A 14,240-nucleotide genomic window follows, 5' to 3' on the forward strand; every position below is an offset into this window, starting at 1 on the left:
TACACAGATAATTTTCTTATCCCGAAATGAGGAAGTACTCATGAAAGCTTTTCCAAGAATTTCGTCCGAGGGTGTTGTCGATCCAGCGGAGCGAATCAGCGCGATCGACTTCGTGAATAGGCTGAATTGGTGGTTCGAGACTTGGGATGTGGAGGCGATGGTCGATGCCTTTCTACCAGAAGCCGTCGCGTATCACTTCCATGGCACCATTAGTGGTCACGATGAGATGCGCCAGTTCTTCAAGAAGGACTATCCGTATCTGATTCCAGGGGTCAGCCGACACGCTACCAATCACATTGTCGATGTCGATGAAGACGGTGTGGTGGTGCGCTATCAGAATTTGCTTGTGCGCTACGCCACGCCAGAATCGGCTGCGATGCTGGGAGATGGCCAAGCCATCGATAGCCCCGATGATTTGCCCGCTATCTGGCTCTACTCGCCAATGATGGATCGCTTGCGTCGAACTGAACACGGCTGGAAAGTCTTCGAGCGGTTCATAGGCGGTTCAACCATCAACACGAGGCTCAACCCACCGACAACTGATCCTGTTCAGCTTGCCGAGTACATGCCCCAACTAAAGCAAGCGTAAACCTGCCATCGTCGAGCAGAAGATGATGGGGGTGTCGTTCCACACATGTTCGGCATAGCGAAGCCCTTGCTGACAGTAAAGTCAGTCTTCATCCTTTGAGCGGCGCTTAGCAGCCCGCTCTTTTTTTGCGGGAGTGACAGGCCAGGCATTAATGACCGATTGCAGAAACTGCTCAGACAGTTCAGGGTTATCCAGCGCTCTGGCAATCAGCATCGCACCCGCGATCGATGACAGGACGCGTAGTGACTCTTGGTACTTCTCTTCATGATTTTCGCCTTCAACCAACGCCATCAGGGTGTCGATTAAATGCTCGACGCCTCTGGTGAAGGAGCTGCTGACGGTGCCACCGGTACGCGCGACATCCGCACCCAATGCAGGAATGGGACAACCCTCGGTCCAGTTATCCAGATGCGCTTGTGTCAGGTACGTCTTGACGAGCTCGGGAATGGATTTGGCATTTTGCCAATCCTGAATATTGGACTCGAATGTCCGGCTGACCGCTTCTGACGCGAGCTGTTCCTTGCCGCCCGGAAACTGTCCGTAGAACCCGCCATGGGTCAGGCCAACCGAGCGCGAGAGCTCGCCGATACCAATTCCGTCGATGCCTTTTTCCCGATATAGCCGTGACGCTGCAGTAAGGATGGCTTCTTTGTTGGCTGCGGCCTGGTCTTTCGTCACTTTCATGAAATTGCTCCTGTGGCCAGGTTGGCGTCGCCTGGACATAACGATGTAGCTGGGCTGGCTTTCATGATATTCGTCATATAAAGTTGCTGCAATGGCTGTATAGGGATCTGCAGAAGTCTCGCGGATCCCATGGCTTTAGCTCAAGTCAATAATTCCCCCGTGGACCGGCCCCATGAAACGTAATGATCTGCGCAGTATCGATCTGAATTTGCTGGTGGTATTCGAAGCGCTCATCCAGGAACGCAACCTCACTCGTGCTGCTGAGCAATTGTCGCTGGGCCAGCCCGCCGTCAGCGCGGCGCTGGTGCGACTGCGAAGGCTGTTCAACGACCCTTTGTTCGAGCGCATCGGTCGCCGGATGGTGCCCACAGCGCGGGCACTGAGTGCGGCACAGACGCTGGGGGCGGCGCTGGACTCCGTTTGTACTGCGATCACCAATACCAAGGTTTGACCGGGCCGATCCCTTTTTTTGACCTTAAACATGATAGCTATCATTATTGATGATAGCCAACTTCACTCCATTCGATTCGTCGTGACCTCGCGCGAGGCCGAGAATCCGGAAAATTCATAAATCGTCTGGCGGACACACCCCATGGAACAGTCACTCAAACCTTTGCGTTATCCCTTTGCCGCGTTGGCGCTGGTGGCGCTTGCCGCGTGTGAGCGCGCGCCCAGTGCCGTTCAGGCTCCGGGGACGCCGCACGTCACCGTCGCCAAGGTGCTTGAGCAGCCCATTACCGAATGGGATGAAGTCACCGCTCGCCTGGAAGCGCCGGAAACCGTAGAGGTTCGTCCACGGGTTTCGGGCCAGATCGAACGCGTTGCCTTTACCGATGGCGCGCTGGTGAAGAAGGGCGACTTGCTGTTCCAGATCGATCCACGTCCGTTCGAGCATGAGGTGCATCGCATCGAGGCGCAGCTGCAACAGGCTCGCGCCACCCTGGTTCGTACCGGTAACGAAGCGCAGCGCGGCCAGCGGCTGTTGAGCAGCAACGCGATCTCCGCCGAGCTGGCCGATACCCGCACGACCACCGCGCAAGAAGCCAGGGCGGGCGTCGATGCCATTCAGGCGCAGCTGGATTTGGCGCGTTTAAACCTCAGCTTCACCCGCGTCACCGCGCCGATCGACGGCCGCGTCAGCCGCGCGGAAATCACCGCTGGCAACATCGTGACCGCCGACACCACACCGCTGACCAGCGTGGTCTCCACCGACAAGGTCTACGCCTATTTCGATGCAGACGAACGTATGTTCCTCAAGTACAGCCTGCTTTCCCGCCAGGGGCAGCGCGGTCAAGCCACGCCGGTGTACATGGGCCTGTCGAACGAGGAGGGCAACAGCCACCTCGGGCAGATGAACTTTGTCGACAACCAGGTCAATCCGAAAACCGGCACCATCCGTGGCCGCGCGGTGTTTGACAACGCGGACGGTCAGTACACCCCCGGTCTGTATGCCCGGCTGAAACTGGTGGGCAGCGCCGCCTATCCCGGCCTGCTGATCAAAGATGAAGCGGTGGGCACCGACCTCGGCAAGAAATTCGTGCTGGTGGTCGATCAGGACAACAAAGCCGTCTATCGCAGCGTCGATCTGGGGCCGAAGCTTGAAGGCTTGCGCATCGTGCGCAGTGGCTTGCAGAAAGAAGATCGTATCGTCATCAACGGCCTGCAGCGCGTGCGGCCCGGCGCAGTGATCGATCCTCAGGATGCCCCGATGGCCAGCCCGGAAACGGTCGCCACACTGGCCCGCCAGCGTCAGGCAGTCGATGCCTCCAATCAACCGGCTTCAGCTAAATCGCCTGCGCTGGTGAAAGCTGAATCTGCCGCTGCACCTCGCGGATAAGGAGCACTGACATGAAGTTCTCCCAGTTCTTTATCACGCGGCCGATTTTTGCCGCCGTGCTGTCGCTGCTGATCCTGATCGCCGGCGCCATCTCGCTGTTCCAGTTGTCGATCAGCGAATATCCGGAAGTGGTGCCACCCACCGTGGTGGTCCACGCCAACTACCCGGGTGCCAACCCCAAGGTCATTGGCGAAACGGTTGCCGCGCCACTTGAGCAAGCCATCACCGGCGTCGAGAACATGCTGTATATGTCCTCGCAATCCACGGCTGATGGCCGGCTCACCCTCACCGTGACATTCGCCTTGGGCACCGACCTGGACAACGCCCAGGTGCAGGTGCAGAACCGTGTGACCCGCACCGAACCGAAGCTGCCCGAGGAAGTGACACGCATCGGTATCACCGTAGACAAAGCCTCACCCGAGCTGACATTACTCGTGCATCTGGTGTCGCCGGACAAGCGTTACGACATGCTCTACCTGTCGAACTACGCGATCCTCAACGTCAAGGATGAACTGGCGCGCCTGGACGGCATCGGCGATGTGAAGATGTTCGGTATCGGCGATTACTCGCTGCGTATCTGGCTCGATCCGGATAAAACCGCGTCACGCAATCTGACCGCCACCGATGTGGTCAATGCGGTGCGCGAACAGAACCGTCAGGTCGCTGCCGGGCAACTGGGTTCGCCTCCTGCGCCGAATGCCACGAGCTTTCAGATGTCGATCAACTCGCAGGGGCGGTTGGTCAGCGAAGAAGAGTTTGAAAACGTGATCATCCGCAGCGGCCCGAATGGCGAAATCACGCGCTTGAAGGACATTGCCCGGATCGAACTGGGTTCCAATCAATACGCCTTGCGCGCTTTGCTCAATAACCAGGAAGCGGTGGCGATGCCGATCTTCCAGCGTCCGGGTTCCAACGCCATCGACATCTCCGACCAGGTGCGAGCGAAGATGGCCGAGCTGAAGAAAAACTTCCCGGAAGGCATGGATTTCGAGATCGTCTACGACCCGACCATCTTCGTCCGCAGTTCGATTGAAGCGGTGGTGCACACGCTGTTCGAAGCACTGATCCTCGTGGTGCTGGTGGTGATTCTGTTCCTGCAAACCTGGCGCGCCTCGATCATTCCGCTGGTGGCCGTGCCGGTGTCGCTGATCGGTACGTTTGCCGTGATGCACTTGCTCGGCTTCTCGCTCAATGCGCTGTCGTTGTTCGGTTTGGTGCTGGCCATCGGCATCGTGGTCGACGATGCGATTGTGGTGGTGGAGAACGTCGAACGAAACATCGAGTCCGGGCTGGAACCGGTCGAGGCGACCAAGAAAGCCATGGGCGAAGTGACCGGGCCGATCATCGCCACGGCGCTGGTGCTGTGCGCGGTGTTCGTGCCAGCGGCTTTCATCTCGGGCCTGACGGGGCAGTTCTATAAACAGTTCGCGTTGACCATTGCCATTTCCACGGTGATCTCGGCGTTCAACTCGCTGACCTTGTCACCGGCGTTGGCCGCGGTATTGCTCAAGGCCCATGGCGCGCCGAAAGACCGTTTCTCCAAAGTGCTGGACCGCTTGCTCGGTGGTTGGCTGTTCAAACCGTTCAACCGCTTCTTCGAAAAGGCCAGCCATGGCTATGTGGTTGCGGTGGCCAAAATCGTTCGCGGCAGCAGTGTGGCGTTACTGATCTACGCCGGTCTGATCGCCATGACCTACATGGGGTTCAGCACCACGCCGACCGGCTTCGTGCCCACCCAGGATAAAAAGTACCTAGTGACCTTCGCGCAACTGCCGGACGCCGCGAGTCTCGACCGCACGGAATCGGTGATCCGGCGCATGAGCACCATCGCCATGAACGAGCCGGGCTTCGATAGCGCCGTGGCTTTTCCGGGCCTGTCGATCAACGGTTTCACCAACAGCCCAAACGCCGGCATCGCCTTTATCGGCTTGCGCCCATTCGATGAGCGCAAGGATCCCGGCTTGTCCGCCGGGGCGATTTCCGCCTCACTCAACGCCAAGTTCGGTGGCATCCAGGACGCCTACATCGCCGTATTCCCGCCACCGCCGGTGCAAGGCTTGGGTACGATCGGCGGCTTCCGTCTGCAGATCGAAGACCGCGGCAACCTGGGCTATGACGAGCTGTACAAAGAGACCATGAACATCATCGCCAAGAGCCGTAGCGCTCCGGAACTGGCCAACCTGTTCACCAGTTACACCGTCAACGTGCCGCAGGTCGAAGCCGCCATTGACCGGGAAAAAGCCAAGACTCACGGCGTGAAGATCAACGATATCTTCGACACCTTGCAGGTATACCTGGGCTCGCTGTATGCCAACGACTTCAACCGTTTTGGCCGGACCTATCAGGTCAATGTGCAGGCCGAGCAACAGTTCCGCCAGGAGCCTGAACAGATCGGCCAGTTGAAGGTGCGCAATGATCGCGGCGAGATGATCCCGCTGGCCACGTTCGTCAAGGTCAGCCCGACATCAGGCCCTGACCGGGTCTCGCACTACAACGGTTTCCTCACCGCAGAAATCAACGGCAGTGCAGCCCCCGGCTACAGCTCCGGCCAGGCACAGGCCGCCATTGAAAAACTGCTGAAGGCAGAATTGCCCAACGGCATGACGTACGAGTGGACTGACCTGACCTACCAGCAGATCTTGTCGGGCAACACGGCCCTGCTGGTGTTCCCGCTTTGCGTGCTGTTGGCGTTCCTGGTTTTGGCTGCGCTGTATGAAAGCTGGAGCCTGCCATTGGCAGTGATTCTGATCGTGCCGATGACCCTGCTGTCGGCGATTGCCGGAGTGATCATTTCCAAGGGCGACAACAACATCTTCACCCAGATCGGCTTGATCGTGCTGGTCGGCCTGGCCTGCAAGAACGCGATTCTGATCGTCGAGTTCGCCAAGGACAAACAGGACCAGGGCATGTCGCCGTTGGAGGCGGTGCTGGAAGCCTGCCGCATGCGTCTGCGGCCGATTCTGATGACGTCCTTCGCCTTCATCATGGGTGTGATTCCATTGGTGACATCCACTGGTGCCGGCTCGGAGATGCGTCGCGCGATGGGTGTCGCGGTGTTCTCCGGAATGCTCGGTGTGACCTTCTTCGGGTTGCTGCTGACGCCAGTGTTCTTCGTTCTGATCCGTCGCTACATCGAGCGCAAAAACGCGCGCAACGTCACCAAACCTCATCAGGCAAACGCACTCAATCAGGAGGCACATTCATGAACACCTTGAAGCTTTTTTTACCCAGCCTTCTGGTCGTCGCGCTCGCCGCCTGCACGGTGGGCCCCGACTACAAAACGCCCGACACCGCGCCTGCCAACATAGTGTCGGCGCAAGCCGGCCACTACGATCAATCGCGTTTTGAAACGGTGTGGTGGCAGCAGTTTGATGACCCCACGCTGAACCAGTTGGTGAGCAAATCCCTGGAAGGCAACCGCGACTTGCGCGTCGCGTTTGCCCGCTGGAAAGCGGCCCGTGCGATTCGTGACGACATCAGCAACGACAATTTGCCGGTCGTCACTAGCCGCGTCAGCAGTCAGCAGGGCAAGTCGCAAGTGCCGGGCCAGACCGACAGCCGAGTTAATATCGAGCGTTACGATCTGGGCCTGGACATGGCGTGGGAAGTCGATCTCTTCGGCCGGATCCAGCGCCAACTGGAATCCAGCAACGCCCAGGAAGACGCTGCGGCGGCAGACCTGTATCAGCTTCGCGTCACGATGATTGCCGAGCTGGTGGATGCCTACGGCCAATTACGCGGCGCGCAGCTGCGGGAAAAAATTGCCTTGGCGAACTTGAAGAATCAGCAGGACTCGCGCACCGTGACGGTCAGCCTGCGCGACGCGGGCGTGGGCAACGAACTCGACGTGGTGCGTGCAGACGCACGTTTGGCGGCTGTCGAAGCGACTGTTCCGCAACTGCAAGCGGAGCAGGTACGGCAGAAAAACCGCATCGCAACACTCTTGGGTGAGCGCCCGGATACATTGAACGTGTCGTTGAACCCCGCCGAGTTGCCCGCTATCGCCAAAGCACTGCCGATCGGTGATCCCTCCGAGTTGTTGCGCCGGCGTCCCGATGTGCTCGCCGCCGAGCGCAGGCTGGCTTCCGCTACGGCAGATATTGGCGTGGCCACCGCAGACCTGTTCCCAAGGGTGAGCTTGAGCGGATTCCTCGGTTTCACCGCCGGCCGTGGTTCGCAGATTGGCTCCAGCGCGGCCAGAGCCTGGGGCTTGGGACCGAGCATTACCTGGGCGGCCTTTGACCTGGGCAGCGTACGGGCGCGCATTCGGGGTGCCGACGCCAATGCCGAAGGCGCCTTGGCCACCTATGAACAACAAGTACTGCTGGCGCTGGAAGAGTCGGAAAACGCCTTCAGCGATTACGGCAAACGTCAGCAGCGGTTGCTGTCGTTGATCAAGCAGAGTGAGTCGAGCCGTGCGGCGGCAGACCTGGCGGCTATCCAGTACAAGGAAGGCACGGTGGATTATCTGGTGCTGCTGGATGCACAGCGTGAACGGCTGAACGCCGAGGACGCTCAAGCACTGGGTGAAATTGATGAGTACCGGGGAATAGTCGCGATTTACAAAGCGTTGGGGGGAGGTTGGGACAGCGGTGATGGCAGGGTCGCGAGCATTTATTGATAGACCGATCGAACCTCTTGGCGGAATCTCTGGCGCTAGATCAGAAGCGATTCAGAGAGCGTGTAGCGTTTGCCTCATCTGATCGTTCGTCATTGCGGTTCCAGCAGCGATTGCTCGCACTTCGCTGCTGGTCTGGACTCCACAGTCAAGGTGTGTCGAGAACTGCGGCACCTTAAGGTAATAGCCCTGCCGAGCGATACGTCTCGATTGTCTTGTCATAAACGCTGATGTCATCACGCCCCCGAGCGATCAGCTGAGCGCCCTCCACAGCCGCATAGATCGCCAGCGCCTGCTGCTGTCGTTCCTCGAGGCTCAACTGTGGCCGGCAAACAGACAACACTTCCGTCAACCAGCGCACATTCAGTTCGGTGAAGCCGTCAACCTCTATCCTCACCTCTGGCGGTAAGTCATCGTATTCGGCGGACATGATCCCGCACAGGCACATGCGATTGTCGTTGACCAGTGCCAGGCGAAATACGTCGGTGTAACCCTTCATCCACACATTCAGGTCTTCGGAATGGGCGCGTAAACCATCAAGGTACTCAAGACCATCCTCGGTGTAACGTTTGGCCAAAGCCGCACCCAAGTCACCCTTGGTAGGGAAGTGGTAGTGAATGCTCGCACTCTTGATGCCGACCTCTTTGGCCAGTTCACGAAAGCTCAAGCCGTTGTAGCCTCGGGTCTGCACCATTTTTCGGGCAACCGCCATGATCGTTTCTCGCGTATCCGTCGTCACAACTTTACCTTTCTATCGATAGATAGATGTTGACAGTGAAAATGTTCTTGTCGTAGTTTATACCTATCGATAGGTAGATAGATAGGTATGGAGCTCGTATGAAGATTTTTGATATTCCCGGTTTTCCTAACCCGCTGCGCATTCGTATTGTTCTGGCCGAAAAAGGCCTGGACTCGCAAATAGAGTTCATCAAGATCGACCTGCCCGCAGCGGAACACAAGCAACCCGCATTCCTGGCGATCAACCCGCTGGGTACCGTCCCAGTGCTGCAACTGGATGATGGCACCAACATTTCCGAATGTACCGCAATCACCGAGTATCTGGACAATCTGGACGGCAACCCGATTCTCACCGGCAAGACGCCGAAGGAAAAGGCCATCATCCACATGATGCAAAAGCGCGCGGAGTCCGAACTGGCGGATCCGGTCGGGTTTTACTTCCACCACGCCACGCCGGGGCTCGGTGCCGCTCTGCAGCCATACAAGAGTCCTGAATGGGAAGGTCGTATCGATTGGGGCAACCGTCAACGCGACAAAGCGGTTGCCGGAATGCACTACTTCGATCAGGTCCTGCGTAGCCAGCCATATATCGCTGGCGAGCATTTTTCCATGGCCGACATCACGGTACTTGCCGGGCTGATTTTCGCCGGTTTCGCCAGTATTGCCATCCCCGATCAGTGCAGCGCGCTCTTGGCATGGCAGACAAACGTGCAGCAACGCCCAAGTGTAAAAAAACCAGCCTGATCTTGCGCCGCCCCCACTGGCAATCAGTCAGGGCGGCCCTTAAACCAACTCGTCTTTTTCAGGTGCCTCTATATGACAGTTTTCAACACCCGATGGGCGTTGCGCCATACCCTGGCCATCGTCGCGCTGACGGCTGCGTGCTCGACACTGACTGTTCAGGCCAGCACCACCCCAGCAGAAAAAAAAGTTGCTCAAAGCTACACCCATCAAACCGCTCCGACCCAGTTCATCGAAGTCGAGGGCGCGCGCCTGGCATACCGTCGCTTTGGCAAACCCAGTGGCGTGCCACTGGTATTTCTCCAGCATTTCGTTGGCAACCTAGACAGCTGGGATCCCAAAGTCATCGACGGTTTTGCCCATGATCGCGAAATTATCCTCTTCGACAACGCCGGCGTCGCCAGCTCCAGCGGTGAAGTGCCGAACAACATCGAAGGCATGGCCAAATATGCCTCCGGCCTGCTCCAGGCACTGAATGTGAAAAAGGCTGACTTGCTCGGCTTTTCCATGGGCAGTCTGATCGCACAGCAAGTGACGCTTGATCATCCGAACCTCGTGCGTCGCCTGATTCTGGTCGGCTCATCACCTCGCGGTGGAGTTGGTATGGACTCGCTGACGCCGGAATTCCAGGGCTACCTGGCGAAAAAGCGTGCCGTACCGGATGAACTGCTGCTAGACGTTTTCTTTACCCAGACCGTAGAAAGCCAGGCCGCCGGACATGAGTTCCTTACCCGTCTGCGCTCACGTAAGGTCAATCGCGATGTCGATGTCGATAGCAAGACTGCACCCGCACAAGCCGCCGCCATCGCTAGCTGGGGAGCGCCGGCCGACAACGCCAACGACTACCTGAAAGGCATCAAGCAACCGACGATGGTAGTCGCCGGCAGCCATGACATTGTCTTCTACACGGCCAATGACGTGACCTTGCAGCAGACTTTGCCCAACGCCCAGTTGGTGATCTACCCGGATTCAAACCATGGCGCGATCTATCAATACCCGGATCTGTTTTTGAAACACGCCACGCTGTTTCTCAATGGGGTGAAGTAATCGAAACATTGCACTGACGATTTGCTCGGCAGCACATGCCGCACCACCGATTAGGCTCCAAGTCAGGCCTGCGTCTACAGATCTGACGAGCGAAGAATCCAGGATCTCAGATTATGAAAGCGATTCAGTTCCGTAGCTTCGGCGGCCCCGAAGTACTCGAGTACGTCGACTTGCCAACGCCCGTACCGGGACCCGGAGAGGTATTGATAGACACTTCTGCGATCGGGGTGAATTTTCCAGATATTCGTGAACGGTTGGGCATGTATAACCGGCCCGAAACACGCGTTGGTGGTGTCACGCTGCCGCATGTCGCCGGACTTCAGGTGGTCGGACGCGTTTCGGAAACAGGGGCGGGCGTTGACCCTGCCGTTGTCGGGCGCAAGGTCATGGCCTTGATGCCCAAAGGCGCATACGCACAACAGGCTATTGCCCGTGCTGACATGCTGGTAATGCTGGGTGAGTCGGCAAACGACGTCGCCATGGCGGGTTTACCTTGTCAGGGAGTGACTGCGTTCCTCGCTCTACGCACATGCGCGCATTTACAGTCAGGTGAAAGCGTTTTGATTCAAGGTGCCGCCGGGGGGGTTGGCAGTCTGGCTGTGCAGATCGCTAAAGCCATGGGCGCACAGACAGTTTTCGGTACGGCCAGCACTGAAAGTCGTCGCGCATTCGTGCGCAGCCTCGGGGCCGACTATGCCATTAGCTACGACACTCCCCAGTGGCCGGAACGGGTGCTTGAACTGACCGAGGGGCGTGGAGTTGATGTGATCCTCGAAACCATCGGCGGCGAGGTGTTCGATCAGAACTTTGAGTGTCTCGCCATGCTGGGGCGTTGTGTGGTGGTGGGCTCCACGCGGGGTCCAGGCGAGGCATTGGCGCCTCGTCGGTTGATGGCCAAAGCGCAAACCTTGGCCGGCGTGTACCTGCCGACGTTCTTCCAGCGCCCAACGTTGATTCGCGAGGCTTTGCAATTCCTCGCTGATGGCGTTTCAGGCGGAGTGATCAGACCAGTCATCGGCGCGACGTTACCCCTGAGCGAAACGGGGCTGGCGCACGCCTTATTGGAGCGAAGGGAAGTGCAAGGCGTCATTGTGCTGGATCCAAACCTCTAAGAGTGGATCACCGATTCCCCTGAATTTTCTTGCGAACTAGGGACGCAGGAGCGTCTGTGGCGTTGATCAGGCGGCCACACACTCATCAGTAAATACGTCCGTCACGAGAGGAGCGCGCTATGCGCCGTCACTACTTCACTGCAAGTGCAAGATGTTTGACGCTCGGACTGATGCTCGCGTGGGGCGGCCATGCGACGGCAGCCGATATTCACTACCGGTTCATCACGGTCGCTGGCAACAATCTGTTTTATCGGGAGGCCGGCGATCCTCATAAACCAACCATTCTGCTGCTTCATGGTTTTCCGTCGTCTTCGCACATGTTTCGCGACCTGATCCCTGAGCTAGCACCGTATTTTCATGTGCTGGCCCCTGATTACCTCGGTATGGGAAACAGTGCCGTCCCCACCGCAGCACCCTTGGCGCCGCTTACTTTCGACGCGTTAGGTCAATCGATGGAAGAGTTGGTTCGGGAGTTAGGAATTAAAAGCGCGGTGATCTTCATGCAGGACTTTGGCGGCCCTGTCGGAATGCGCCTGGCGACACGTAATCCACAGTGGGTACGCGGACTGGTCATCCAGAACACGCCGATTACGCTGGATGGATGGGAGCCCGCGAGGCTGAAAGCGATTCAGGCAAACGATGGTCCGCAAACGCCTGAGAAACGTTCAGCCGCCCAGGCGCGGGTTGTTCTGGCGACTGACCTGTTTCTTTATCAGCACGGCGCCCGCAATCCCGATGGCCTTAATCCTGACGCGTGGGCAAACGATGCCTTTGCGCTCAGCGATCCTGAGAAACGGCGAGCCATGACGGATCTGCAGCTCGACATCGGGTCAAACCTCGCGTTGTACCCGCAATGGCAAGCTTACTTGCGAAAGGCTCAACCCACCACGTTGGTGGTCTGGGGAGATGGCGACCCGATTTTTACGCCGCGAGGCGCAGATTCCATCAAGGAGTTCGTATCCGGGGCTCAGATCCACCATTACAACACCGGGCATTTTGCGCTGGAGGAAGAGCATCGCGACATCGCCCAACGCATTATTCAGGTCTTTGCCGGGCAATGAGGCATCAGGAGATTGGCATGTCGGATAGAGGTAATACCCCAACAGGAGAGACAGCTCGCCGGGCAGATGCCTTCGCCTTCCCCTTATTGGCCATGGTGCTGTTCGCGTTCTTCTTTGCTGCGAGCACACCTTCGCCTCTGTTCGTGGTGTTTCAGCGTCATTGGGGATTTTCCTCCGGGATGCTGACCGTCGCGTTCTCGGTGTACGCCATTGCGCTGTTGGTCGCTCTACTCAGCGCCGGGTCGTTGTCGGACCATATCGGTCGACGTTCGGTGGTTATCGGCGCGCTTGGTTTGCAGACCCTGGCGATGATTCTTTTCGTGTATGCCGGCGATATAAATCAACTTATTGTGGCGCGTTGTTTCCAAGGGCTGGCGACGGGAATTGCCAGTGGTGCATTATCGGCGGCTGTGGTCGAGGCAGCACCTGTCGGCCACAAGAAGGCAGGGGTACTGATCAGCAGCATCGCTCCGTTAGCGGGACTGGCCACAGGATCGTTAATCACAGGATTGTCGATGTACTGGATCGGGCGACCGGAGGTGATGGTATTCGCGGTGCTGGCGTTCATTTTCTCGATTGCCGCGGTGGGGGTGGCGACGGTCCCGGAAACGGCGACTCGGCGTGCCGGTGCTTTGGGATCGTTGAAGCCTCGTATTTCGGTGAGTGCCAGGGCCCAGACTGCTTACGTTCGAAGCATACCGCTGTTGCTCGCCATCTGGGCGCTGTGCGGCCTGTACATGTCACTGGCGCCCTCGATTCTTTATGGAGTATTCAACGTGAACAGCGCCGGACTCAACGGTCTGACAGTTGCTGCGCTGTGCGGTCCCGCAGCCATTGCAGCAGCGGCTTTGGGCCGTTTCCTCACGCTCTCTCTTTGCGCTGCAGTGGGTGCTATAGCCATGGTCGTTGGGCTGGGTGTCCTGATCATGTCTCTGTTGGGAGGAGGGGTCGTAGTATTTTTCATCGGCACGCTAATCGCGGGAGTTGGATCTGGAGCGGGATTCTCGGCGGTTCTGCAAACGCTGGCGCCACTCGCCGAAGAACATGAGCGAGCAGAGCTCTTCGCGGCGATTTTTGTGGCCTGTTATTTGTCGTTGAGCCTGCCTCCGATCATGGCCGGATTCGGAGTCGGAGTTTTTGGCCTGCTAGACACCAGCTGGGTTTATCTCGTCGCGCTGTTACTGGTAGCTCTGACCACCAGCCTGACGCATTGGCGCGCGTATCGTGGTCATCAAATAAGCACGTCAGCTGTCCAGTCATGAGACCCGTAGGAAAGTCAGGAGGGAAGGTAGCTGCCAGGCTATGCCTGACAGAGGCGAATGACAGTCGATTTATGGATTTCGTTTTTAAAGGAACGCCACTGCCGTTGATGATGTCGGCTATGTCTAAAGTGATTCACTTCAAGGCGGGTAAAGAGTTCCGATATCTGTCCGGTATCCCGGCTCGACGCGTGCATCAACAGATCGCCGAATACTCCTCTGTCCCGTCCGCTGAAGGCTTTCCCGGTATCAGAACCCCATGGGGCAATGAATTCAGCCCAATGGATTGAGGACGGCGTTCGTTGTGCGGAGAGCTGGCTTGACGGCACATCACTACCGCTATGGTGGGCACTGGCGCAGAACCGAAAGCATCATCGCTCAGGTGATATACAGGAAGCGTTCGAGGTCGGCTTTCTGCTGCGGTTGCAGCAGACGCTAATCATGCGGCATGAAACCGCCACCTCCCAATCAACCAGCTTTGATGCTTGAGGCTGTATTTGACGTTTGAGTTATTGCTTTTCCCGCCAACCCCTCCGAACTAGCGATCTTTGATC

The 14,240-nt window shown here is 57.9% G+C and carries 14 protein-coding genes; 12 read left to right on the forward strand and 2 right to left on the reverse strand.

Translation table 11 applies throughout. From position 1 onward, the window contains the following. Positions 1-40: 40 nt before the first annotated feature. Positions 41-589 carry a nuclear transport factor 2 family protein gene (locus K5K95_RS12655; protein WP_221398664.1) on the forward strand — a complete coding sequence of 183 codons (549 nt, stop codon included), beginning with the start codon at positions 41-43 and terminating at the stop codon, positions 587-589. 81 nt (positions 590-670) lie between these two features. On the opposite strand, the gene K5K95_RS12660 is transcribed toward K5K95_RS12655, so the two are convergent. Further along, on the reverse strand, positions 671-1,273 hold the full coding sequence (locus K5K95_RS12660; protein WP_221398665.1) for a TetR/AcrR family transcriptional regulator: 603 nt from the start codon (positions 1,271-1,273) through the stop codon (positions 671-673). Between the two features lie 172 nt (positions 1,274-1,445). On the opposite strand from K5K95_RS12660, the gene K5K95_RS12665 reads away from it, so the two are divergent. From K5K95_RS12665 to K5K95_RS12680, 4 genes are all read left to right on the forward strand, one after another. Next, complete coding sequence (locus K5K95_RS12665) at positions 1,446-1,724, forward strand: LysR family transcriptional regulator (protein ID WP_222589710.1); 279 nt, start codon at positions 1,446-1,448, stop codon at positions 1,722-1,724. A 141-nt stretch (positions 1,725-1,865) separates the two neighbouring features. Beyond that, on the forward strand, positions 1,866-3,110 hold the full coding sequence (gene mexE, locus K5K95_RS12670) for a multidrug efflux RND transporter periplasmic adaptor subunit MexE (RefSeq protein ID WP_222589711.1): 1,245 nt from the start codon (positions 1,866-1,868) through the stop codon (positions 3,108-3,110). A gap of 11 nt (positions 3,111-3,121) precedes the next feature. Then, positions 3,122-6,316 (forward strand): efflux RND transporter permease subunit, encoded by a 3,195-nt coding sequence (locus tag K5K95_RS12675; protein ID WP_222589712.1) that lies wholly within the window; start codon positions 3,122-3,124, stop codon positions 6,314-6,316. Beyond that, entirely contained in the window at positions 6,313-7,731 is a 1,419-nt protein-coding gene (locus K5K95_RS12680) for an efflux transporter outer membrane subunit (RefSeq protein WP_222589713.1), read from the forward strand. The genes K5K95_RS12675 and K5K95_RS12680 overlap by 4 nt, the downstream gene beginning before the upstream one ends. 172 nt (positions 7,732-7,903) lie before the next feature. Here K5K95_RS12680 and K5K95_RS12685 read toward each other — a convergent pair whose 3' ends face one another. Further along, a complete protein-coding gene (locus tag K5K95_RS12685; RefSeq protein ID WP_260329027.1) occupies positions 7,904-8,440 on the reverse strand; it encodes a TetR/AcrR family transcriptional regulator in 537 nt (178 codons plus the stop codon). 125 nt (positions 8,441-8,565) lie between these two features. Here K5K95_RS12685 and K5K95_RS12690 point away from each other — a divergent pair, with 125 nt between their 5' ends. From K5K95_RS12690 to K5K95_RS33040, 7 genes are all read left to right on the forward strand, one after another. Next, entirely contained in the window at positions 8,566-9,210 is a 645-nt protein-coding gene (locus K5K95_RS12690) for a glutathione S-transferase (RefSeq protein ID WP_222589714.1), read from the forward strand. 72 nt (positions 9,211-9,282) lie between these two features. Continuing rightward, a complete protein-coding gene (locus K5K95_RS12695) occupies positions 9,283-10,254 on the forward strand; it encodes an alpha/beta fold hydrolase (protein WP_222589715.1) in 972 nt (323 codons plus the stop codon). 113 nt (positions 10,255-10,367) lie between these two features. Then, positions 10,368-11,366, forward strand: coding sequence for a zinc-binding alcohol dehydrogenase family protein (locus K5K95_RS12700; protein ID WP_222589716.1), 999 nt, complete (start codon positions 10,368-10,370; stop codon positions 11,364-11,366). 119 nt (positions 11,367-11,485) lie between these two features. Beyond that, the gene (locus K5K95_RS12705; RefSeq protein ID WP_222589717.1) at positions 11,486-12,427 is read left to right on the forward strand and encodes an alpha/beta fold hydrolase; all 942 of its coding nucleotides are present in this window, start codon (positions 11,486-11,488) and stop codon (positions 12,425-12,427) included. A gap of 17 nt (positions 12,428-12,444) precedes the next feature. Then, complete coding sequence (locus K5K95_RS12710; protein ID WP_222589718.1) at positions 12,445-13,689, forward strand: MFS transporter; 1,245 nt, start codon at positions 12,445-12,447, stop codon at positions 13,687-13,689. Between the two features lie 71 nt (positions 13,690-13,760). Beyond that, positions 13,761-13,976 carry a hypothetical protein gene (locus tag K5K95_RS33035; protein ID WP_227973654.1) on the forward strand — a complete coding sequence of 72 codons (216 nt, stop codon included), beginning with the start codon at positions 13,761-13,763 and terminating at the stop codon, positions 13,974-13,976. Then, positions 13,954-14,175: a LasR-specific antiactivator QslA gene (locus tag K5K95_RS33040; protein WP_261398149.1), complete on the forward strand. Its 222-nt coding sequence runs from the start codon at positions 13,954-13,956 to the stop codon at positions 14,173-14,175. Before K5K95_RS33035 ends, K5K95_RS33040 begins: the two co-directional genes overlap by 23 nt. The last annotated feature ends 65 nt before the right edge of the window (positions 14,176-14,240 follow it).

The organism is Pseudomonas sp. DR48 (assembly GCF_019823085.1).
Taxonomy (GTDB): Bacteria; Pseudomonadota; Gammaproteobacteria; order Pseudomonadales; family Pseudomonadaceae; genus Aquipseudomonas.

What these genes read in the sequence shown, in the direction of transcription:
- K5K95_RS12695 (WP_222589715.1), top strand. Translation starts at nt 9,283, where the DNA reads ATGACAGTTTTCAACACCCGATGGGCGTTGCGCCATACCCTGGCCATC.
- K5K95_RS33040 (WP_261398149.1), top strand. Translation starts at nt 13,954, where the DNA reads ATGAATTCAGCCCAATGGATTGAGGACGGCGTTCGTTGTGCGGAGAGC.
- mexE (WP_222589711.1), top strand. Translation starts at nt 1,866, where the DNA reads ATGGAACAGTCACTCAAACCTTTGCGTTATCCCTTTGCCGCGTTGGCG.
- K5K95_RS12680 (WP_222589713.1), top strand. Translation starts at nt 6,313, where the DNA reads ATGAACACCTTGAAGCTTTTTTTACCCAGCCTTCTGGTCGTCGCGCTC.
- K5K95_RS12685 (WP_260329027.1), bottom strand. Translation starts at nt 8,440, where the DNA reads ATGGCGGTTGCCCGAAAAATGGTGCAGACCCGAGGCTACAACGGCTTG.
- K5K95_RS12700 (WP_222589716.1), top strand. Translation starts at nt 10,368, where the DNA reads ATGAAAGCGATTCAGTTCCGTAGCTTCGGCGGCCCCGAAGTACTCGAG.
- K5K95_RS12655 (WP_221398664.1), top strand. Translation starts at nt 41, where the DNA reads ATGAAAGCTTTTCCAAGAATTTCGTCCGAGGGTGTTGTCGATCCAGCG.
- K5K95_RS12690 (WP_222589714.1), top strand. Translation starts at nt 8,566, where the DNA reads ATGAAGATTTTTGATATTCCCGGTTTTCCTAACCCGCTGCGCATTCGT.
- K5K95_RS12705 (WP_222589717.1), top strand. Translation starts at nt 11,486, where the DNA reads ATGCGCCGTCACTACTTCACTGCAAGTGCAAGATGTTTGACGCTCGGA.
- K5K95_RS12665 (WP_222589710.1), top strand. Translation starts at nt 1,446, where the DNA reads ATGAAACGTAATGATCTGCGCAGTATCGATCTGAATTTGCTGGTGGTA.
- K5K95_RS12660 (WP_221398665.1), bottom strand. Translation starts at nt 1,273, where the DNA reads ATGAAAGTGACGAAAGACCAGGCCGCAGCCAACAAAGAAGCCATCCTT.
- K5K95_RS12710 (WP_222589718.1), top strand. Translation starts at nt 12,445, where the DNA reads ATGTCGGATAGAGGTAATACCCCAACAGGAGAGACAGCTCGCCGGGCA.
- K5K95_RS33035 (WP_227973654.1), top strand. Translation starts at nt 13,761, where the DNA reads ATGGATTTCGTTTTTAAAGGAACGCCACTGCCGTTGATGATGTCGGCT.
- K5K95_RS12675 (WP_222589712.1), top strand. Translation starts at nt 3,122, where the DNA reads ATGAAGTTCTCCCAGTTCTTTATCACGCGGCCGATTTTTGCCGCCGTG.